The 20,862-nt window shown below is 41.2% G+C and carries 19 protein-coding genes and 2 pseudogenes; 8 read left to right on the plus strand and 13 right to left on the minus strand.

All coding sequences use genetic code 11. From position 1 onward, the window contains the following. Positions 1 to 564 (plus strand): IS256 family transposase (locus tag AC1WMD_RS18195; RefSeq protein WP_494256945.1); only part of this gene is annotated, 564 nt, incomplete at its 5' end. 280 nt (positions 565 to 844) lie between these two features. After that, positions 845 to 1,273 (plus strand): GNAT family N-acetyltransferase, encoded by a 429-nt coding sequence (locus tag AC1WMD_RS18200; protein ID WP_042411347.1) that lies wholly within the window; start codon positions 845 to 847, stop codon positions 1,271 to 1,273. Between the two features lie 266 nt (positions 1,274 to 1,539). Here AC1WMD_RS18200 and dhaM read toward each other — a convergent pair whose 3' ends face one another. From dhaM to AC1WMD_RS18220, 4 genes are all read right to left on the minus strand, one after another. Next, entirely contained in the window at positions 1,540 to 1,944 is a 405-nt protein-coding gene (dhaM, locus tag AC1WMD_RS18205) for a dihydroxyacetone kinase phosphoryl donor subunit DhaM (RefSeq protein ID WP_043904305.1), read from the minus strand. A 15-nt stretch (positions 1,945 to 1,959) separates the two neighbouring features. After that, positions 1,960 to 2,574 carry a dihydroxyacetone kinase subunit DhaL gene (gene dhaL / locus AC1WMD_RS18210; RefSeq protein WP_494258158.1) on the minus strand — a complete coding sequence of 205 codons (615 nt, stop codon included), beginning with the start codon at positions 2,572 to 2,574 and terminating at the stop codon, positions 1,960 to 1,962. A 19-nt stretch (positions 2,575 to 2,593) separates the two neighbouring features. Then, positions 2,594 to 3,589, minus strand: a complete 996-nt coding sequence (gene dhaK / locus AC1WMD_RS18215; protein ID WP_494258170.1) for a dihydroxyacetone kinase subunit DhaK — start codon at positions 3,587 to 3,589, stop codon at positions 2,594 to 2,596. 358 nt (positions 3,590 to 3,947) lie between these two features. Next, complete coding sequence (locus AC1WMD_RS18220) at positions 3,948 to 4,160, minus strand: hypothetical protein (RefSeq protein ID WP_494258159.1); 213 nt, start codon at positions 4,158 to 4,160, stop codon at positions 3,948 to 3,950. A gap of 61 nt (positions 4,161 to 4,221) precedes the next feature. Between AC1WMD_RS18220 and AC1WMD_RS18225 the strand changes: the two genes are divergently transcribed. The 5 genes from AC1WMD_RS18225 to AC1WMD_RS18245 all read left to right on the plus strand — a co-directional run bounded on the left by AC1WMD_RS18225 (position 4,222) and on the right by AC1WMD_RS18245 (position 9,446). Then, a complete protein-coding gene (locus tag AC1WMD_RS18225; RefSeq protein ID WP_494258160.1) occupies positions 4,222 to 5,328 on the plus strand; it encodes a sensor histidine kinase in 1,107 nt (368 codons plus the stop codon). Beyond that, positions 5,321 to 5,956 (plus strand): response regulator transcription factor, encoded by a 636-nt coding sequence (locus AC1WMD_RS18230; RefSeq protein ID WP_494258161.1) that lies wholly within the window; start codon positions 5,321 to 5,323, stop codon positions 5,954 to 5,956. Before AC1WMD_RS18225 ends, AC1WMD_RS18230 begins: the two co-directional genes overlap by 8 nt. A 164-nt stretch (positions 5,957 to 6,120) precedes the next feature. Further along, entirely contained in the window at positions 6,121 to 7,056 is a 936-nt protein-coding gene (locus AC1WMD_RS18235) for an ABC transporter ATP-binding protein (protein WP_494258162.1), read from the plus strand. A gap of 12 nt (positions 7,057 to 7,068) precedes the next feature. Next, entirely contained in the window at positions 7,069 to 8,337 is a 1,269-nt protein-coding gene (locus AC1WMD_RS18240; RefSeq protein WP_494258163.1) for an ABC transporter permease, read from the plus strand. Continuing rightward, positions 8,334 to 9,446: an ABC transporter permease gene (locus AC1WMD_RS18245; RefSeq protein ID WP_494258164.1), complete on the plus strand. Its 1,113-nt coding sequence runs from the start codon at positions 8,334 to 8,336 to the stop codon at positions 9,444 to 9,446. The genes AC1WMD_RS18240 and AC1WMD_RS18245 overlap by 4 nt, the downstream gene beginning before the upstream one ends. An 86-nt stretch (positions 9,447 to 9,532) precedes the next feature. Here AC1WMD_RS18245 and AC1WMD_RS18250 read toward each other — a convergent pair whose 3' ends face one another. Beyond that, positions 9,533 to 10,525 (minus strand): NADPH:quinone oxidoreductase family protein, encoded by a 993-nt coding sequence (locus AC1WMD_RS18250; RefSeq protein WP_043904296.1) that lies wholly within the window; start codon positions 10,523 to 10,525, stop codon positions 9,533 to 9,535. Between the two features lie 377 nt (positions 10,526 to 10,902). Here AC1WMD_RS18250 and AC1WMD_RS18255 point away from each other — a divergent pair, with 377 nt between their 5' ends. Beyond that, positions 10,903 to 11,190: a hypothetical protein gene (locus AC1WMD_RS18255; RefSeq protein ID WP_043904295.1), complete on the plus strand. Its 288-nt coding sequence runs from the start codon at positions 10,903 to 10,905 to the stop codon at positions 11,188 to 11,190. A 349-nt stretch (positions 11,191 to 11,539) separates the two neighbouring features. Here AC1WMD_RS18255 and AC1WMD_RS18260 read toward each other — a convergent pair whose 3' ends face one another. The 8 genes and pseudogenes from AC1WMD_RS18260 to AC1WMD_RS18295 form a co-directional block, all read right to left on the minus strand. After that, positions 11,540 to 12,892: an aspartate aminotransferase family protein gene (locus AC1WMD_RS18260; RefSeq protein ID WP_494258165.1), complete on the minus strand. Its 1,353-nt coding sequence runs from the start codon at positions 12,890 to 12,892 to the stop codon at positions 11,540 to 11,542. A gap of 126 nt (positions 12,893 to 13,018) precedes the next feature. Further along, positions 13,019 to 14,485, minus strand: coding sequence for a CoA-acylating methylmalonate-semialdehyde dehydrogenase (locus AC1WMD_RS18265; RefSeq protein WP_494258171.1), 1,467 nt, complete (start codon positions 14,483 to 14,485; stop codon positions 13,019 to 13,021). A gap of 328 nt (positions 14,486 to 14,813) precedes the next feature. Then, positions 14,814 to 15,407 (minus strand): kinase, encoded by a 594-nt coding sequence (locus AC1WMD_RS18270; protein WP_494258166.1) that lies wholly within the window; start codon positions 15,405 to 15,407, stop codon positions 14,814 to 14,816. An 85-nt stretch (positions 15,408 to 15,492) separates the two neighbouring features. Continuing rightward, a complete protein-coding gene (locus AC1WMD_RS18275) occupies positions 15,493 to 17,103 on the minus strand; it encodes a PucR family transcriptional regulator (RefSeq protein WP_494258167.1) in 1,611 nt (536 codons plus the stop codon). A gap of 511 nt (positions 17,104 to 17,614) precedes the next feature. Continuing rightward, a pseudogene (locus AC1WMD_RS18280) lies at positions 17,615 to 17,746 on the minus strand (IS110 family RNA-guided transposase); the annotation flags it as partial. After that, positions 17,744 to 18,005 (minus strand): annotated as a pseudogene (locus AC1WMD_RS18285) (enoyl-CoA hydratase-related protein); the annotation flags it as partial. The pseudogenes AC1WMD_RS18285 and AC1WMD_RS18280, both read right to left, overlap by 3 nt. Next, positions 18,002 to 19,576 carry an acyl-CoA synthetase gene (locus AC1WMD_RS18290; protein ID WP_494258168.1) on the minus strand — a complete coding sequence of 525 codons (1,575 nt, stop codon included), beginning with the start codon at positions 19,574 to 19,576 and terminating at the stop codon, positions 18,002 to 18,004. The pseudogene AC1WMD_RS18285 and the gene AC1WMD_RS18290, both read right to left, overlap by 4 nt. Before the next feature lie 575 nt (positions 19,577 to 20,151). Continuing rightward, positions 20,152 to 20,862: RNA-guided endonuclease InsQ/TnpB family protein (locus AC1WMD_RS18295; RefSeq protein WP_494258169.1), on the minus strand; the 711-nt coding region annotated here is incomplete at its 5' end.

Consider the following 20,862-nt stretch of genomic DNA (forward strand, 5'->3'; position numbering starts at 1 on the left):
ATTCTCCACAATCTCTACAAGAGAGGATTACAGGAAGTACTTCTTGGTGTATTCGATGGCCTTCCGGGACTGGAGGAAGCCTTTAAAGCCGTTTATCCGAAAGCCGATGTGCAGCGCTGTGTCGTTCACAAAGTACGTAATACCTTAAATCGTGTTCGGAAAAAAGATCAATTTGAAGTGGCAGAGGATCTCAAACTGATTTATCGCGCACCGAATAAGGAGATTGCGTTACAGATGTTTCAACAGTTTGAGTCGAAATGGTCCAGCAAGTATCCGAGAGAAGTTCAATCTTGGGCCAATGAGTTGGATGTCCTCCTTACATTTATGGATTATCCAAGCAGTATTCGAAGTGTGATTTACACGACCAATGCCATTGAACGAACGATCAAAGAGATTCGGAAACGTCTAAAGCCGATGAACAGTTTGAGTAGTTTAGAAGCCGCTGAAAAAGTCGTGTATTTGACCATCCAAGATTTTAATGAGAAATGGGCAGGGCGAAAGTTGCGAGGATTTGCCGAAGCACATGAAGCCCTTCAACGAATGTTTGAAGAACGTTATCATTAACCAAATACTGTAAATAAACAAAATAGGGGGATTCTCCCTTTCCAAACAGGAGACTGAATATTCAGTCTCCTGTTTGGAGGAAACTAGTTCCCTATTCATTCCAAATCCATTTCAGAGAAACCCTACCCCATTACATTACACAAAATTCTTGACGGTACCCTTAAAACGCGGCGCATGTTAAAATTGTTGTTATATTTTCTTACAAATCTATTGTAAAAATTTCTAGTTGAAATATCTAATTATCATAAAGGATTTCACATACAGAAGGGGTTTTTTTTCTATGATGATTCGTCCGGCTAGAGTAGAAGACATTCCTAAAATGTGTAACTTAATGTTCCAATTGACTCAGCATGAAATTTCGCATCGAGACATGGAAAATCGGCTCAACTTCGTAAATGAAAGTCCGTTTGATTTTCTTTATGTATGTGAAGAAAAAAGTAACATAGTGGGAGTTTTAGGCTTCCGCATTCGAGAAAACATTGAAGAAGTTAGTAAATATGGAGAAATATCTGTTATCGTTGTTGATTTGGAAAACCGTGGTAAAGGGATAGGTCGTTATCTCATGAATTACGCAGAACAATTGGCAAAAGAACATGGATGTGTGGGAACTTGGTTAGTTAGCGGTTTTGGGCGTGAAGAAGAGGCGCATAAGTTTTATAAGCAATTAGGTTATGAGATAACAGGATATCGGTTCGTAAAAAGAAATTAAGTTCCGGTATTACTCAACTATGGGCGAGTTAGGAAGAAGACATATAAAAGGGTCAAAAACTGATCCTTTTTCTTTTGGTGAAATATCAACACTAATGTTTAACAGAGCTTTTATAGAAAATCAGCTTTACAGAAAAATGTACCAACATCGGCAGCAAAATTTTTTCGCGGTAAGACAAACAAAAGCCCCCGGAAATCATTTCGATTCCGGGGCTTTTCTATCAATGTTTCCTCACGTTTTCGCTTTCCATTATTGCCATGGTTCGCTCATTCAGCCTCTGAACGCGCCACTTTCACCATCTGTTTCGCCTGTTCGCACGCCCGGACGACTTCATCGAGCGATTTTCCCAATCCTGCTTCTACAGCGGCGATATACGCTCCTTCCACCAACGGAGCATCAGCGATGGCGATATGATCTGTTTTCTCGAGCATCTCGATCGCCAATTCCGCGTTCATCAAAGCGCTGCCAAGGTCAAACAGAATGACAACCCCTTTTTCCGAATAAACGGATTCTATCGCTTCTTTGATGCGGAAAGCGTTCGTCCCGATCTCCCCATCGTTTCCACCGGCAACTGCGATGTTGACATCGGGCTGGACTTGATTTAATAGTTTCTTTAACCCGCTTACAATATCCTCGCTGTGCGAAATTAATACAAGGCTGACATACTTCATGAATCGATCTCTCCTTTATCCTTCCAGCGCTTCCGCTAAAGCGGCAAACAATAAATACGAAGAAGCCGAACCTGGATCGATATGGCCGATCGATCTCTTTCCTAAGTAAGCGGCTCGCCCTTTTTTCGCCTCGAGTTCTTTTGTATGTTCCATTTTTTCTTTCGCTAGAAGCACTGCTTCTTTCGTATGTATGCTTCCCTTCTCCCGCAAAAATTCCAAGACCGGCTCCCATACGTCCACCATCGTTTTCTCGCCGACATTTGCTTTTCCGCGCGCTTTGATTCCGTCTAGCGCCGCTTCTAACGCTGTGATCAGCTCCTTATCATCCGCTTCCTTTTTTCCCGCGAGTGCCATTGACATTTTTAAAAAAGCAGTGCCATATAGCGGCCCTGAAGCTCCTCCAACTTTCGCGATTAGCGTCATGCTTACATCTTTGAAAAGCGAACCGAGGTCTTCGTAATTGGCAGAAGCAATTTTTTCAACTACTTCTTGAAATCCACGCGCCATATTTAGCCCATGGTCGCCGTCGCCGATCGCTTGATCGAGCTCCGTTAAATATTGTTTTTGTTGCTGAATGTTATCGTTTGCGATGCTCATCCATCGTTTTGCCTGTGCCACGCCAAACGCCATGACGATTTCTCCTCTCCTTTTATTTCTTCAACGCGATCGTATCCGCAGGCGCATCTAACCATTCAATCAGGGAATCATCCAATTTTAACAACGATATCGAACAGCCGGCCATTTCCAGCGAGGTCATATATTCTCCGACAAATGTTTCATAGACGTGGATTTGTTTTTCTTCCAACATCTCCGAAACTTTCTTGTTGACAATATATAATTCCATTAACGGTGTCGCGCCAAGCCCGTTAATCATCACCGCGACGCGATCGCCTTTTTCTAGTTTCATGTCATCGAAAATTTTGTCTAGTAGCGTTTCCGCAATTTCGTCCGCTGTTTTGATCGTTGTTTTTTCAATTCCCGGTTCGCCGTGAATGCCGATGCCGACTTCGATTTCATTTTCCCCAAGTTCAAAGCCAGGTTTTCCCGCTGCCGGCACGGTGCACGGAGTAAGTGCCATCCCCATGGAACGAACGTTTTGCACCACCTTCTTCGCTGCCGCCTCGATTTCTTCAAGCGATGCACCGCGCTCCGCCAGGGCTCCCGCGATTTTATGCACGAACACCGTTCCCGCGATGCCACGCCGTCCTGTCGTAAACGTGCTGTCTTCGACGGCAACATCATCATTCACAATCACTTTCGCGACACGAATTCCTTCCGCTTCGGCCAACTCCGCGGCCATTTCAAAATTCATGACGTCTCCCGTATAATTTTTGATAATAAGCAATACGCCTTTCCCGCTATCGACCGCTTTGATGGCCTCTAGCACTTGGTCAGGAGTTGGGGACGTAAACACTTCCCCGCATACTGCCGCATCTAACATTCCTTTGCCGACATAGCCGGCATGCGCCGGTTCATGTCCGCTGCCGCCGCCGCTTACGATTCCGACTTTTCCTTTTACTGGAGCGTCATTTCTTACAATGACATTCGTACCAGGCAGCCGTCTCAACCGATTCTGATAAGCTGCGATCATTCCTTCTAGCATATCGTTGACAACATGGTTCGGATCGTTAATTAGTTTTTTCATCATTCTCTCCCCCTCATTAGTTTGGGTATTATCAAAGGTTGATATAGAATGATAATTCCAGTTTCTAAAATAAAAAACTTGTCACCCCATCGATCTTTAATGGAGGCAGCTCAGAGGGATGACAAGCTTGTCACCTCTATTAATAGCTTATTTTCTTAAAAATATCAAGAATATTCCGATTTATCCATCTGCTGGTTCATCGCAAAAAGATGCACTTGATTTTTACGTTAAAATGGGATAGCGATTTCGAATAACGTTGGGTATTTCTGTATCCATATCCTCAACGTTTAATAAGTTTGATTTAGTTGTCCGTCCCCTCCATCACTCCATTCACGTAAGGAAAAACGGCAAGAAGGCATCATCGTGCCTCTTCGAGTGATGAGCGTCTTAACAATAATGTGTACGGCGGCACAGTCATTAAAAACGAGTTTCGGCTTGGTTTCTTGTTTGGCTTTTGGATACGCAGCGGAAATGTTGAGGTGCTTGTTAGCCATTCACGTAAATAAGCGCTTTCTTGGTTGCCTGCTTTTGCATATGATGATAAACTTTGTAATTTTACGCGAAAAGCCATTGACGTCCCTCTTTTGCTCAATTAAGTTAAAAATAGATTAGATATGTAGGATGGGGATGTTGTGAAACTGTTTATCCTTCGCTCGCTTATGTTTGCGGTTTTATGGACAGGGTACTTATATAAACATGGTCAAGATTTAAATCAACCTGCTCTCCTATGGCTTATTAGCTCACTTGCTATTTTAAGTTATTTTTTACTTCCTATTGTGAAAGAGCCGTTTGTTTTATATATAATCATTCATTTTTTGATTATAGTAGCTGAATTTCGGTATCCGCTTCCTAAAAATATGTATAGTCTTTTGTTATTTTTATATATTTATTTAGAGGCAATTTTTCAACTACCGATAAAAAAATTCCGCCTATTGACCATCATTACGTTTCTGTGTTCAGCAGTGATCGTTATTGGCTTAAAAAGCGGAGAAATGGAATGGCTCATCGCTTTAATGCTTTTTTCTATTATCTCTGCTCTGTTAAACGAATATGTGTTGGAAAGAAAAGAGCAACGGGAAATGTATGAACAGTTATTAGGAGAATATCGGCGTTTAAAGCGTTTACATTATGAAACAGAACGGTCTGCAAGACTGGAAGAACGAACAAGAATTGCCCGTGAAATTCACGATTCCGTAGGACATAAATTAACAGCCCTTCTTATGCAACTAGAAATCTTGTCAATCAAAGAGCCAAAACAAGAATACGAGCAATTAAAACGTTTAGTTCGCGATAGTTTGGAGGAAACAAGACAAGCTGTAAAAGCATTAAAAACAGAAGAAAATGAAGGGATTGCCTCTGTGCTTCAATTGATTCGAAAATTAGAATCGGAAAGCCATATTATGGTTCACTTTACGACGAAACAAGGTGTACTATCTACGAAGATTTCCAATCAACTTAGTGTTGTGTTATATCGCGTCATTCAAGAAGCATTGACAAATGCAATGAGACATGCCCATTCAAGAGAAGTATTTGTCGTATTAGGAAAATCCGCAGTGGGCGATGTTCATTTTTCTATTAAAAACCGCATTTTTGAGCCGAAACCTTTTCAAATGGGATTTGGTTTAACGAGTATGAAAGAACGTGTAGAGGAAGTCGGAGGAACTTTGCACATTTTCCAAACCAATGAGGAATTTATTGTTCAAGGAACGATTCCAGTAAAGGGGGATCATCGTGTTTAACATTTTACTTGTTGAAGATCAAGCGCTTGTCAGACAAGGATTAAAAATGATGATTGAACAGGATCCTCAACTAAAAGTCGTCGCAGAAGCAGAAAACGGATTAGAAGCATTGTACGAAATGCAAAAACATATTATCGATATCGTTATTATGGACATCCGCATGCCTGTGATGAGCGGCTTGGAAGCAACAAGAAAAATAAAAGAGCGATGGCCGGATGTCAAAATTTTAATTTTAACGACTTTCAATGATGATGAATATGCTGTGCAGGCATTGAAAGATGGGGCCAATGGCTTTTTATTGAAAACGGCTGAACAACAAAAACTGATTCAAGCGATATATAGCTGTATGAAAGGTGGAATGACCATTCATGAGGATGTCGCGGCAAAAATGGTGCCAAAACTATTGCAAAAATCGAAACAAGCCCACGTTGACATCCCTTTATCCCCTCGTGAACTCATGATTGCAAAATTAGTAGGAGAAGGAAAAACGAACAAAGAAATTGCAGCAGAGCTTCATTTATCCATCGGAACGGTAAAAAATCATATTACACAAATCCTCCAAAAACTTCAGCTGCGCGATCGCACCCAGCTTGCTATTTATGCCATTAAACATGATATAACCCCGTAAATATCGACCGAAACATACGGTCATTTTTTTATTGGTTCATGAACCCAAGAGCCGAATAAAAAATGACTAAAGTCATGTTTTTTATTTGAAGTAATGACTTGCGATAGTACGATTTTCCCAAGTAATAGCGTAACATGAAAATCAAAGAAGAAGGAGGAGAGAGAATGATATTAGAAGCGGTAGAATTAACGAAACAGTTTAAACAAACGAAAGCGGTGAATGGCGTTAACTTATTTTTAGAAAAAGGTGAAATCGTAGGGTTATTAGGTCCAAACGGAGCTGGGAAATCCACAACGATTTCCATGATCTCTACTTTAATTCCACCCACAAGCGGAGATGTCCGCTTTAACAACGAGAGCGTCCTCAAAAACCCAACGAAATTAAGAAAGGTATTGGGAGTGGTTCCGCAGGAAATTGCTTTATACACTGATTTGTCCGCAAAAGAAAATTTATATTTTTTCGGAAGAATGTATCGCTTATCCGGAGCAAGCTTACGAAAGAAAGTCGATGAAATATTGGAACAAATCGGTTTGACTGAACGGCAAAATGATTTAGTGAAACATTTTTCTGGCGGAATGAAAAGAAGATTGAATATCGGAGTCGCGCTTTTGCATGAACCGGAATTTATTATTATGGACGAACCGACTGTCGGCATTGATCCTCAGTCAAGAAATTATATTTTGGAAACGGTCAAACGATTAAATCAAGAGAAACAAATGACCGTTTTATATACGAGCCATTACATGGAAGAAGTCGAATTTTTATGTGACCGGATTTACATTATGGATAAAGGCAGCATTATCGCATCGGGTACGAAAGAAGAAATCAAAAATATTTTATCATCGGAAAATACCGTTCAAATAAAAGTAGAAAGAGTCAACGAACCATTTATTGACGCGTTGCGCGCGGAACCAATCATTAACCATGTAACCGTCCAAGATCGATTGATTACCATTTTAACTCCTAAAGAAGTAAATGTATTCAATATGTTATTTAAGTTAGCAGAAAAGACTAACACCGTTTTAACTTCGGTGGACATCCAAACCCCTACATTGGAAGATGTGTTCTTGCATCTAACCGGTCGGGCACTACGGGATTAAAGGAGGATCGCGATGATTGGACAATTTATTAAGAAGCAGCTCCTATTGTTTATTCGAAACCGCCATGAATTGCTTGTTCTTCTTGGAATGCCGTTACTTTTAATTACGATATTAGGCTTAGCGCTCGGAAACATTATGAAGAATGACGCTCCTGTCATTCGGGCAAAAATCGCTCTCATTGAGAGAGGAAACGAACAAGCAGATTTACAAAAATTTGTTCATGATTTAGAAAATCTAGGCATACCACCTGAACAGAAGCAAATGATGATAAACGCAGCAAAACAAATGCTTCCCGTTACTGCATTAAAAAACGACGTATTAGGTTCTAAAGAATTAAAACCATATATCACGCTAGTGACGGCAAAGCCATCTGAACTCGAAAAAATTAGGAAAGATAAAAGCTACACAGCGATTATCGAAATTCCTCAACAATTTACGTATTCGGTTCTACAAAGCGTCTTTCTAGGAAAAAAGCAACAACCAACGCTTTCCTTCTACACAAATGAGCAAAAAGAAATCTCAGCGAAAATAGTAGAAGATATAGTCACAACATTTCAAGAGCGCTACTCCACTTTTTTTGCTCTCGGAAAATCAGGCTTGCTAAACAGTTCATTTAGCATGCCCGCCGTCCATGTCCAAGGTAAAGTCGAATCGGTCACAAAGAGAGAACCTATTAATGCCATTACTTATTATATGGTGGGAATGAGTGTCATGTTTGTCTTATATATCGCATCAAATATCGGTTCTTATGCGTTTCGCGAAAAACAACTTCATGTTTTTAATCGAATATTGCTTGCCAATGTATCGAAATGGTCTTACATGATAGGGATTTTTATCTCATCTGTACTTCTTGCGTTTTTACAGCTAAGTTTGCTGTATGGGATCACTTCGATCATTTATCACATTAGATGGCCTCATGTTACTGCCTTTTTTGCGGTCACTCTTGCCCTATGTTTTGCCGTTGGAGGATTATCCGTTTTGTTGACATCCTTAAATTACCGATTGAATTCAGAACATATGTCGAACTTTTTTGCAAGCATTGTTGTTACCATTTTTTCACTTCTCGGAGGAAGTTTTTTTCCTTCGAACCAACTATCAGGCTGGATTCATACACTTGGAAATCTTACCCCTAACGGTTCAGGCATGACGGCGTATTTAAAAATACTACAGGGGTATGATTTGGCAGAAGTCACCCATTCGATTTTGTATTTATGCTTATTTAGCATGGCGATGATAATAGCAGCCGTATTCACCTTCCCAAAAAAGGGGGCATTATCATGACTAGCATTTTAATAGCGAAACTTCGCCTTTTTCTTCGAAAACCATGGATTTTTCTTGCCATGACTGCTGTTTGCGTTTTAATGGCTTTTATCATAGGCACAGCAAATCAAACCAAAGTAAAAGTTCCTGTCTATAGCCATCTTCCTAAAAAGGAAACGAACGAAATATTTCGTTCTCTCCAACATTCTAATTTGTTTGACTTTCAATTGACAGATCAAAACGAAGTCCACAAGCTTGTTAGCGAAGGGAAAGTCGAAGCAGGAGTAGAATTGGAAAAAAATGATTTTCGCTTAATCATTTCATCAGAGACGGCAAATGTAAGCTTTATTCGCCAATATGTTCAAAAAGTATACGTAGATCATATACAAACGAAAGCCATCAGTGAACATGTCTCTACACATTCGAACACGCATGCGGAAGAAGTCAAAAAGATACTAAACGAAGCAAAAAAACATCCCCTTTTTACTTTCGAAAAGAAAAGTTTTCACGGAGAACAACCGATTATGATTGATAATCAATTACAGTCAATATTTGGATTTTCTTTGTTTTTTGTCATTTACACGGTTTCTTTTAACGTTATCCAAATCCTCGTCGAAAAAAGGGAACGAATATGGGACCGCATGATTCTTTCGCCGTTAAAAAAATGGGAAATATATACAAGTAATTTATTATATAGTTTTGTAGTCGGCTATATTCAAGTGGCGCTTATATTCTCTATCTTTCATTTTGGAATCGGTGTCGATTTTCATGGAAAATTCGCAGAAATACTTTTGTTATTAGTTCCTTATGTTTTCGCTCTTGTTGCGTTATCTATTTTTCTAACAGGACTTGTGAACAACGAGCAACAGTTTAGAGCGATTATTTCGATTGTATCGGTTAGCATGGCGATGATCGGCGGAGCATACTGGCCTTTGGAAATCGTCTCCTCTAAAATTTTATTGACTCTCTCTAAATTCGTCCCTGTTACTTACGGCATGGAACTCTTAAAAGGAGCAGCGGTTTATGGAAATTCCATCAGCGATTTATTATATCCAATCAGCATTTTATTTTTTATGGGAGTCGTATTGATGGGGCTTGGCATTAATTTGGTAGAAAGAAGAAATGCGTAGGATTTCCCCCATTCCAACAGGTCGATTACGCGTTTAATCCAAATATAAAACCCTATGTCCGAATCCTCGGAATAGGGTTTTATAATTTATGACAATTTTACTACCGTTCTTCCACGCAGTTTGCCTTTTAAAATATTCGATAACGCTTCAGGAAGCTGTTCGAGAGTAACTTCTTGCGCAATCGATTCTAATAGTTTATCAGGTTTTAAATCACTGGCCATCCGTTCCCAAACTTGTTTCCGTAATTCCATCGGGCAATAAACGGAATCAATGCCTAATAAACTTACGCCGCGCAGAATAAACGGGAAAACGGTGGTTGGAACGTCCGTACCGCCTGTCAGCCCGCTAACCGCCACAGCGCCGTTATATTGGATGCGGCTTAAAACAGTGGCAAGCGTTCTCCCGCCGACAGGGTCAACGGCCGCTGCCCAATATTGTTTGTCTAGCGGGCGGATCTTTTCGGCGCATACATCTTCCCGGGAAAGAATTTCTTTCGCGCCAAGCTCACGCAAATATTCGTGTTCTGTTTCCTTACCTGTGCTCGCGACCACTTCATAGCCCCGTTTTGCGAGCATCGAAACTGCCAAACTGCCGACGCCGCCGGTTGCCCCGGTTACAAGCACTTTCCCTTTTTCCGGGGACAGGCCGTTTTCCTCCAAGCGGTGAATCGACAACGCCGCGGTAAACCCTGCCGTTCCTAGCGCCATTGCTTCTTTTAATGTCAACCCTTTCGGAAGCGGAACAATCCAATCCCCAGGAATACGGGCGTATTCGCTGTATCCTCCGTAATGCGACACCCCAATTTCATAGCCAGTCGCAATGACTTCGTCTCCTTCTTTAAAATGCGGATCGTTTGAAGAAACGACAATACCAGCCAAATCAATCCCCGGGATAAACGGATACGTTTTCACAATTTTGCCATCGGGGATGCACGCCAATCCGTCTTTATAATTTACGCTGGAATATTGGACCTTGATCAAGACATCCCCTTCTGGAAGGTCATTCATCGTAACAGCTTGTACATTGACGGTAAAATCGGTTTCCGTTTTGTTCACTACTAACGCTTTAAATTCACTCACAAGGCATCCCCCTCAAAATCTTCCATATTCTTGTCTATAACGATAACAAAAATATTTTGACTGGTCAAAATATTTTTGGCGCCCAAATCGTGTTGTATCAATGTGAATAGTCTAGTAGCCCATACCTCACACGATATAAGACTGGGCAAGCATGTTTGATGTCGTTTTTTTTTCACAAATCTATCTAATCCTCCCCACAGGAGGTATCGCGCAACCTCTACTTTTATCTGCCTCATTGAAATGGAAGGATTCTCCGTCTCATGCCCTAAAACGTGACAACTTTTCGAACATTGCTCGAAACGGATTATGATTGCCGCGGTTTTGTAGTATAGTGAAATTGAGAAATATTTCACATGTTACTAGGAGGACGCCGGACGATGATTGTGCATGAATTGATTGGCACGGAAACCTTGTTTACCGAACAACTAAAAGAAGGATACTATGTGATTCGGGAAAAATACAACAAGCTGGACGTTCAGCCGCAGGACATCGATTCGTTTCAACAAATCGATTGCGGAACGGAAGAAATCGTCACCGTTATTTTTGACCCAGGCAACGACTATTCGCTCATTTGTTTAGACACATATACATTCGAGACAAAAGCCCCTTCTCTTTCTGAACTGTGGCAAACACTTAAAATAAAGCATAGAGACCTTTTTCAATAACAATCCGTTGACTAGGCTTTGTCCCTAAAGCGGAATGCCTCTTTATATGGCAAACACAATTAACCCCTTCACCTGCATTTACTCCCTCAAAAATTTGGCGAACAGTGCACATACTGTTCGCCATTTTTTCGTGCAAACGCATTACCGTTGCAACGATTTGTTCGAAAGAATATCAGTGCTTCACTATGTTGAGGACAAATTTGATCGCATCGTCCCTTTCATTAAATCAGACTAATCGAATAATAACAGGAACTCCCCTTATTTCCTGCCTGCATTTTTTGTTATTTGTAATTTACTGTTAACCGCAAAATGGTTAAAGCCAAAAATGAATCGGCCTTGACACCATCCGTTATTGAATTTTCCATAATGCATCGGTTAACGTATTTATTAAGAATGAGAGATCTTCGTCCTCAATATTTAGCGGTGGAGATAATGTTAGCACGTTGTTGTATCCAGCAACGGTCGTACCGTTTTTCCCAATAATCAGGCCGTTTTCTTTGCAAATGCCAATCACTTTATTAACAAGCGAAACATCAAGAGGCTCTTTTGTGTCTTTGTCGGCTACTAGTTCAATTCCAATTAGCAAACCTTTCCCGCGCACATCGCCAACGTAAGGGTGGTCTTGCAGTTTATTTTTTAATTCATTTAACAGCCGTTCGCCTGCTTCCTTCGAACGCGCAAATAAATTTTCCCTTTCCATAATTTCAATATTTTTCAATGCTAAAGCGCATGCTGCTGGATGGCCGCCAAACGTATTAACATGGCGGAAATAGTCATATTCTTCTGTTCCTTTAAACGCCTCATAAATCTCCTTTCTAACAGCGGTCGCCGATAACGGCAAGTACGCGCTTGTAATCCCTTTTGCCATCGTAATAATATCTGGCTTTACCCCATAGTGCATGAATCCAAACGGTTTGCCTGTCCGGCCAAATCCACAAATCACTTCATCTACAATTAACAAGGCGCCGTGTTTTTCACACACTTCTTTTACGGCTTTCATATATCCTTCCGGCGGTATTAGCACTCCCCCTCCAGTGATAATCGGTTCCATGATTACCGCCGCAATGGTTTCGCTCAACTCCCATGTCATCACATTGTCGATTACTTTAACGGACCGTAAATCCCGCGGATTTTCCGCTTGATCATTGTCACGATAGCTGTCTGGAGGCGGCACATGAATAAACCCTGGCGCAAGCGGTTCATATTTATATTTCCGTTGTGCCTGTCCTGTTGCGGCAAGAGCCCCCATCGAATTTCCATGGTACGCCCGATAGCGGGAAATAATTTTATATCGGTTATACTCTCCTCTTTGTTGATGATATTGCCTTGCGATTTTAAAGGCGGTTTCATTGGCTTCGGAGCCGCTGTTGGAAAAGAAAATGACATATTCGTCCCCAAGCAGCTCATTTAATTTCTCACCAAGCTGAATGGCCGGTACATGACTTTGAGTAAGCGGAAAATACGCAAGCTTTTTTAGCTGTTCGTAAGCTGCTTCCGCTAATTCCTCACGTCCATATCCTACATTCACACACCATAATCCCGCCATCGCATCTAAATATTTTTTTCCTGTATGGTCGGTAACCCAACATCCTTTCGCTTCTGTCACCACTAATGTCGCATCAGGATTATACGGCTTCATCGAATGCCATATATATTGACTATCTTTCGCAAGCCATTGCTCGTTTTGATGAACCTGAACCATTTCTCTTCCCTTCTTTCTATTGTAAAGTAAACTGCCTTCCGCCTAGACTTCGTTTCAAAGCAGAGGAGTCCCTGAGTAAGTAAATCTGTTCTTGCTCAGCTTAATAAAACTTAGTACAAGATGGTGTTAAAAATCGAATCGAGAAGTAATCATTTTTTTGCGTGTATAGAAGTTTACGCCATCTTTTCCGTTTACATGGAGGTCGCCATAAAACGAATCTTTCCAGCCGGAGAACGGGAAGAAAGCCATCGTTGCCGGCACACCTACATTGATTCCTAGCATTCCCGCATCCGCTTCTTCACGGAATTTACGGACAGCCTTCGCATCTTTCGTATAAATAGTCGCGCCGTTTCCGTACCGAGATTTGCGAATATATTCAAGCGCTTCGTCCAAATCTTTGGCACGCAGCAAGCTAAGAACAGGCGCAAAGATCTCTTCTTTGGCAATCGTCATATCTGGTGTGACATAATCAAAAATCGTTGGACCAAGGAAGTTGCCTTCTGGCATTTCCTCCATTTCTTTGCGTCCGTCCCGAATGAGCACTGCCCCTTCTTCAATCCCTTTTTGAATGTAGCCTAATACTTTTTCACGATGGGATTGGCGAATAACCGGGGTTAAAAGCACTTCCGGATCCATGCCATTTCCAATAATAAGCTCATCTGCCTTTTGCTTTAGCAGTTTTACAAACTGATCATTGTCGCCGACAATCACCACCGCGCTGCAAGCCATGCAACGCTGCCCTGCACTTCCAAAAGCGGAGCTAATTACGTGCTGCACCGCTGTCTCTATATCGGCATCAGGCATGACGATATGATGGTTTTTCGCTCCGGAAAGCGCTTGTACACGTTTGCCTTGTGCAGCGGCACGCTCATATACATACTTGGCGACAGGTTGCGAACCAACAAAAGATATTGCTTTAATATCCTCGTGATCGATGAGGGCGTTAACAACATCATGTGCCCCATGAACGATATTGAGCACTCCTTCTGGCGCCCCGGCCTGTGTAAACAACTCCGCTAGTTTATTGGCTAAAATTGGTGTTCTTTCAGATGGCTTTAATACAAACGTATTCCCGCAAGCAATCGCCAACGGAAACATCCAAAGAGGCACCATCATCGGAAAATTAAATGGCGTAATTCCAGCGACTACTCCTAAAGGATAACGGAACATTTCGGAATCAATACCTTCGGCAATTCCCGATAGTGACTCCCCCATCATTAATGTCGGAGCACCCGCGGCAAATTCTACGCACTCAATTCCTCTTTGAATCTCACCGTACGCTTCTTTATATGCTTTTCCATTCTCTTGAACGACAAGCTTTGCTAATTCTTCGTGATGCTCGTTCAATAAATGGTGAAATGTAAACATAATCCGCGCCCGCTTAGGAACCGGTGTATTTTTCCATGTTTCAAATGCTTTTTTGGCCGCTTGAACAGCTTTGTCTACATCTTCCTTCGTCGAAATGGGAACCCGCACCAACACCTCCCCTGTCGCCGGATTCGGCACTTCCAACGTCTCTGTCCCGCTTGATTCTACCCATTGCCCATTAATAAAGTTTTTCAAAATAGTTGTTTCGTTCTTTGTCACCGTCATCATAAAACCCTCCTTTTTATAAGACTATTTCAAATTATTTAACTTTAAGAAAATTATCTCTTAATTTCCAATATCCTTCATTAGACAAAACGTAAAAATTATAACTATGTTCATTCCACAATATGACCAGTTGCCTTTGCCAAACGATAACAATGTTATATACACAAAAAATAAAACTCCTCTGCTTTTGTAACGAGTTTACTTATACATCACAGACTAAATCTAACCAATTCACATCAAAAATGGGCTTGAAGAAATTTCTCCAAGCCCATTATTTACTACTCGTTATTCAACTATCGCTCCCTTTCATGCAAGGACGAACCCAGCCTCAGCAATTGATAATCATGTCGGCGCATGTTAAAGGACGTACGGATTCCAAATAGTGATCTTCCGCTTTCCAGTACCTATTTCTAAATTTCCTAATGTTGTTCCTAATACTTTCCCCCTCGCGATTAAAGCGTGTTTCCCTAGGACACTCCAAATAAACAACGTAATCAAAAAATTCCCGCCACTCGTGGCGCTGAAGAAATACTCCCTCGATGATAACGACGCACTCATGTGGGATGAAAACTGTCTTTTTGAACTGCATATCAAGTTCAGCGTTGTAGAACTGGAGGTTGACTTCGCTATATTCTCGTACCTTGGCGAACAGATTTTCTTTCAGATACTCAACATCCCATTGCAGGTGATAATACTCATACCATTCTTCATATCCCGTATTGTATCTTTTTCTTCGCTCGACAATGTGGTCATCTAGGTGAAAGATACAAACATCTTTCTGATTTTGAAGCAGCATTTCTCTCAAACTTTCTGTAAATGTCGTCTTACCAGAACGGCTCAAACCGTCAATTCCAAGTATGAACCGATGACTCGTATGCAAACTTAAAATGGCATTCAGCAATTTCGATTGATCACCGTACATGATTCGCCTCCAAAATTACCAAATCATGATCACACAGATTGATGTGTCCAGCACTTCGAAGGACATGTTATATGAATCTGCCCCGTTAGTTATCATTTTGTACATATTGCGTTTCGTTATTTGGCATTAAATATTCGTATGCTTTGATCATAAATTCAATAGCCAACCGTTTTTCCGGATTCATAAAATCGTCACCCAATAACTTTTCTAGTTTTTGGATACGATGATAAAGCGTTTGTCTAACGACAAACAATCTTTTGGCCGTTTCTTTTTTCGACCCGTTGCACGCCAAATACACCTTTAATGTTTCCATCAGCTTTCCATTATATTTTTGATCATATTGAATAACAGGTTCTAAATATTCCTTTACCGCCTCTTGCAAGTCGCTATATTTATGAATAAGCGAAATAATTCGATATATATGTAAGTCCTCGTAAAAATAGCTATTTGCTTTTTCTCCAAGTTGGTTTTGAATTTTAATGGTTTCTAAAGCAGTTCGATAACTTTTGTCCATATGGGAGAGGTTTTCCACAAATTTTCCGACTCCTATGAGGAAGTTCGGTATTCTTTTCTTATTCGCAAAATCGGATTCCATCAAATATTTAATTCCTAACTTCATACGATTTTTCCATGTTTTTATGTCACGCTTATTCACCATAATAAACACAACGCTATTGCGAAAATCAACAGGAAATGTGGAGAATCCCTGTTGTTCAAAAATCGTCCGGCACAATAATTTGAAATAAGTAATGTCTAAGTTGGAGTATTGTTTGGATGATTTGAATCGAAAAATACTTACAAATCCACCTTTTGGTCTTAATTCTGCTTCATGGTATGTTAAGTAGTCGAAAATAGCTTCACTCGTATGCTCCCCTTCTAACCAGCTCTTTAACCATTCATTTTCTTGCACCCGCTTTTTTTCCTCTACATACAAATCCCGCAATAAATGTTGGGCAAGGGCAGTAGCCGTTCGATCCAAAATGAGAAGATCCAATTCACTAATTTCTTTATCGATGGAAACAATGGATAATTCCGCATATTCATTACCGAAGATTCGGATGGATTGGGAGGCTGTCTTTTGCTGTGGACGAAGTGCAGGATCAAACAATTGCTGTTCTTCTTTAGATTGTTTCACATATTTCGGTACTAACTCTACCTCTTTTCCGTTTATCCGAAAAATGACTTGATGGCCTAAATAATCATGCAGAAATTTTAAAATCTCATCATAATGACCAATCGACAACAATTTCTTGTTTAATTCTTGTGAATAGGACTCTAGGCTGGAAATGATTTGATAGTGTTGGTTAATTAAATAGGTGTGGATATCCTGGGTGATTTCGACGAATGGAACTTCTTTGAGAAAGAGAATGATGGGAAAGCGGTGTTCGTTGGCTAAGTCAATAATCTCCTGTGGAATCGAAGAAGCATAAGTTCCTATTTCAATACATAATCCGGATGCATCACATTCAATGAGTTGTTGCACAAAAGATATAAACAACGATTTATTTTCCTTCCATCCTACTCCAGTGGATAAGATCAGTTCTTTTCCCTTCAATAGCTTATTAATTTTTGTCACTTCCACAACGTGCACCCATTTCACCGTGCGATTCAAACCTTGATGACCGGCTGCAATTTGAATGTGTTCAAAATGTTTCCTTTTCAAAATATCGGAAACGGTTAATTTGGAAGTTTTCATACACTTCTCTTTCCCTCCTTTGTGCAACAGATAATTTGAATATAATAATAATATTCAGTATATTGTTATTTTTTCCTTCTTGAAACGAAAAAAAGGAGTGGTTCATCACTTCACCTCGTTAGAAGTTGAATCTGATGATTTCGACGATGAAGTAGATAACCAGTATTGCTGTGATGATTCCGTAGATTAAGTTTTTTCGGGATGAAATGTGACGTCCAAAAGAGGAAGATGGCTGCTGCGATTAGGATAAAAGCGATGACAACGCCTTCTCTTTCATCTTCCAGACCTCCTTCCCTTGTTTGAGAAGGAGGGAATTTTTGTGTGAAGGCGGGTAGAAAGGTGTGGAACGAAGTATCAACCGTCCGAAAGAGCGCAGACCTTTTACGCGCCTAACAAGCAAAAATTATAATGGGGTGAGCGTACTTGGGAAGGAGGCAAAAAATAAAACGCATTTTTGGCCTGTTGCATTTTTTAAAATGCAACGGCCTAAAAATGCGCCAAGACACATTGTCGGCTTTTGTGGCGATGGTAAGCCCTCGCTTTGCCGGTAAAGGGCGAGAACCTCTTCGATCTCTTTGCCTGCCAGATCCGATGGAAACGGCGCCTATTCCAACGCAGCGAGCGCCATTTTTCCGAAAGAAGGAGCTTGAAGCCATAACGATTTTTGTTTTGCTTCTTCGATTCCTTTTCCCATCCAGTCAGGAAAGGATTTAATATCCCCACCGGCGACAAAAACTTTCTCACCTGCACCTGTAAGGATAACTGTTTTCACAGCAGCATTAGCTTTTATTTCATCGACTGCATGAGACAATTGCATCCATTACATTGACAGGAGGATTGTCGATGGTGATTGTAGCAATACTATTCGATATTGACCAAAAAACGACTTGTTTATTTTTCATCGGCTTCCCTCCCCAAGTTCATTCATGCGGCCGTACTGGTTTCGCAAAATATACTTTTGGACCTTTCCGGATGGAGTGCGCGGTAACTCTTCAACAAAAACGACTTTTTTCGGTTTCTTATAGCTGGCAAGATACTTTTTGCAATACTCTATCACTTCCTCTTCCGTCAACTTGGCTCCTTCCTTCCTTACAATGACCGCACATACGGCTTCAATGTATTTCGGGTCGGGAATGCCGATGATTGCCACTTCCTTAACTGCCTCATGCCGGTAAAGTACATCTTCAATTTCAGCTGCGTATATATTTTCACCGCCGCTACGGATCATATCTTTTTTCCGGCCGGCAATCGATAAATACCCATCATGGTCAAACTTCCCCAAATCTCCTGTTTTGCACCAGCCATTTACGAACGTTTTTTTCGTTTCATCTGGCTTCCTCCAATATCCGACGGAAACCGCCGGGCTTTTGATCGCGATTTCCCCGATTTCTCCAGTTGGCAAAGGTGTTCCGTCGTCATCGATGATCATTATTTCAGTCAGCGGCATCGGTTTTCCAACGGTATGTCCTTTCAAAAGTGCATCTTCTGGGTCAAGGGCAGCGGCAATTGGGGTTCCCTCTGTCAACCCATACACTTGGACAACGCCGAGATGCGGAAATTTTTGTTTTAGTGTCTCTAAAGCCCATGGCATGAGCGGGTCGCCTCCGGTGTAGATTGTTCTTAAATGTTTCAACTGATACTGATCAAGTGCGGGTGAGTTGAGCATTTCATAAATCATAAAAGGGAATAAAAAGCAGTCGGTCACTTTTTCTTTTTCGATAACAGAAAGAATTCTCTCAATCTTAAAACCTTTGCTTTTCGTTATGATAACCGTTCCGCCCATCATCAAAATAGGGAGAGCGAGATCTTCCATCGCTCCGACATGATAGAGCGGCCCTGTCGTCATCCCAATTTCCCGTCCTGTAAATTTCCACTTCATCGACTGCATGGCGCAAAACCAAAACGTCGTTTCATGCGTCCAGATGGCTCCTTTAGGTCTTCCCGTTGTCCCCGAAGTATACATAAGCATGAGTGGGTCGCTCAATTTAATATGATCGGTCTTTACCTCGGCTGGATCACCGCTATTTAAAATAGCCCAACTTTCCGCCCAAGGTGGAATGTCTGCTTCGTTATTTGATAGACATATGTAGCGTTCAACCTGAACTTGATCCTTAACTTCTTTAACCTGAGTTGCCAAAGTTGAATGGAAGCATAATATTTTCGTCCCCGAATCATTTAGAGCATATTCCAATTCAGCACTTGCAAGGCGAAAGTTTAGACGAACAGCTATTGCTCCAAGTTTGGCTGCGGCAAAATAAAGACCAAAATATTCAAGGCAGTTGTAAAGTAAAATCCCTATCCGATCACCTTTTTGTATTCCCAGTTCACGAAGCTTATTTGCATAGGCATTCGAAATCAGATGGAGTTCCTTATATGTCCATGACCTTCCGGATTCTTCTTTTATGGCTATTTTTTCATTATTACTCACATTAACGTCATTGGCCATTCGTCTTGTCAGAAAACCGAAATCCAATGAAACCCCTCCTTTAAATATAAACGTATTCAAAATATATGCGATCCTTCTCATTTCGCATCACAAAAATGTGTTCATTCAATACATCTTCTATTTTCATCTCCTTTCTTGGTACTGGCACTTACATAAAAAGCAAGATTTGTGCCAACTATTATTTTATTTAATAATTCTGAATATATTGTATATTAAAGAGGGTGAGTTTCCAGATTTTCAGAAAGATGCCATCAAAAAGTCCTAAACACTCATAAAAAATTGCCTTGCAAGCTTATCTCAATGAAAATTCGAAATAAAGATTTTGATTTTCTCCCATTTTTATCCATAACGAGTGCTTTTTAATCCACTTTTTTTGCATTCACGATATCCGAAAAACGAGACGAGATGTTTCCTCGTCTTATATGTATGAATGAACCTCTCCCACCTACACTCCGTTAAGAGGTGGGAGTTTCTTACCACTCGTCCGAAGAAGGTTGTCTTCTTTGGTTCGATGCACGCATCGGAAGTCTTCCCAGTCGATTCGGTAAGCAACACCGGCTTTTCGGCCGGTGGGGCGGTCCAACCCTTCTACTACTTCTTGCTTACGCAATCCGTAGATACGTCAGCTTCGTTTGCACGTCCCAATGAACAAAGGTGCCATGCAGCGCCTTGCTTAAGATATTTCGCGCTCCATGAACGTCCCGATGCTCCTCATACCCACACCGGCACACAAACTGGCGGGAAGATGCTTTTTTTCTCTTTTGGCAGACAGGACATGTCTGGCTGGTATATGACTCTTCGATTTCATGCAAGCGAATGCCATGTTGAGCCAGCTTATAAGTGAGATACTGCTTTACTTTCCCGAATGACCAATTCGAGAGTCTCTGTGCTTGTTTACGGCTTGCCCGCTTTTTCTTTCGCGTGTGCCGCTCGACTCCTTCGACGTTTCCGATGTACACATCGGAAACCGATTGGGCACGGCACCAGTCGACAAACTGTTTGGTCGTTTTATGGAGCGCATACCGCAGCTGTCTTTCGGATTTGGATAACACGTATTGTTTCGCCCGCTCATACTTTTTCCATCGGCGTGATCCTTTTTGACATTTCGATTGACGACGCTGGATCTCGGCCAGTTTTTTATTCCGCAGCCGATGAAGGGAGCGTATTTTTCTTCCCGTGATAAGGAGGGCTTGACCGTTTTCGCAAAACGCACCTATGGTATGCACTTCCCCAAGATCGACTCCGACCGATGAACCCGGTTGGTACGCTTTGGCCTTTTGTCCATCTTCATACGTCACGGCCAAATAAAGACC

This window comes from Parageobacillus sp. NEAU-HV-2 (assembly GCF_059115485.1).

Excerpts from the sequence above, each read along its gene's own strand:
- AC1WMD_RS18200 (WP_042411347.1), top strand. The coding sequence starts at position 845 with ATGATGATTCGTCCGGCTAGAGTAGAAGACATTCCTAAAATGTGTAAC.
- dhaM (WP_043904305.1), bottom strand. The coding sequence starts at position 1,944 with ATGAAGTATGTCAGCCTTGTATTAATTTCGCACAGCGAGGATATTGTA.
- dhaL (WP_494258158.1), bottom strand. The coding sequence starts at position 2,574 with ATGGCGTTTGGCGTGGCACAGGCAAAACGATGGATGAGCATCGCAAAC.
- dhaK (WP_494258170.1), bottom strand. The coding sequence starts at position 3,589 with ATGAAAAAACTAATTAACGATCCGAACCATGTTGTCAACGATATGCTA.
- AC1WMD_RS18220 (WP_494258159.1), bottom strand. The coding sequence starts at position 4,160 with ATGGCTTTTCGCGTAAAATTACAAAGTTTATCATCATATGCAAAAGCA.
- AC1WMD_RS18235 (WP_494258162.1), top strand. The coding sequence starts at position 6,121 with ATGATATTAGAAGCGGTAGAATTAACGAAACAGTTTAAACAAACGAAA.
- AC1WMD_RS18240 (WP_494258163.1), top strand. The coding sequence starts at position 7,069 with ATGATTGGACAATTTATTAAGAAGCAGCTCCTATTGTTTATTCGAAAC.
- AC1WMD_RS18245 (WP_494258164.1), top strand. The coding sequence starts at position 8,334 with ATGACTAGCATTTTAATAGCGAAACTTCGCCTTTTTCTTCGAAAACCA.
- AC1WMD_RS18255 (WP_043904295.1), top strand. The coding sequence starts at position 10,903 with ATGATTGTGCATGAATTGATTGGCACGGAAACCTTGTTTACCGAACAA.
- AC1WMD_RS18260 (WP_494258165.1), bottom strand. The coding sequence starts at position 12,892 with ATGGTTCAGGTTCATCAAAACGAGCAATGGCTTGCGAAAGATAGTCAA.
- AC1WMD_RS18265 (WP_494258171.1), bottom strand. The coding sequence starts at position 14,485 with ATGACGGTGACAAAGAACGAAACAACTATTTTGAAAAACTTTATTAAT.
- AC1WMD_RS18270 (WP_494258166.1), bottom strand. The coding sequence starts at position 15,407 with ATGTACGGTGATCAATCGAAATTGCTGAATGCCATTTTAAGTTTGCAT.
- AC1WMD_RS18275 (WP_494258167.1), bottom strand. The coding sequence starts at position 17,103 with ATGAAAACTTCCAAATTAACCGTTTCCGATATTTTGAAAAGGAAACAT.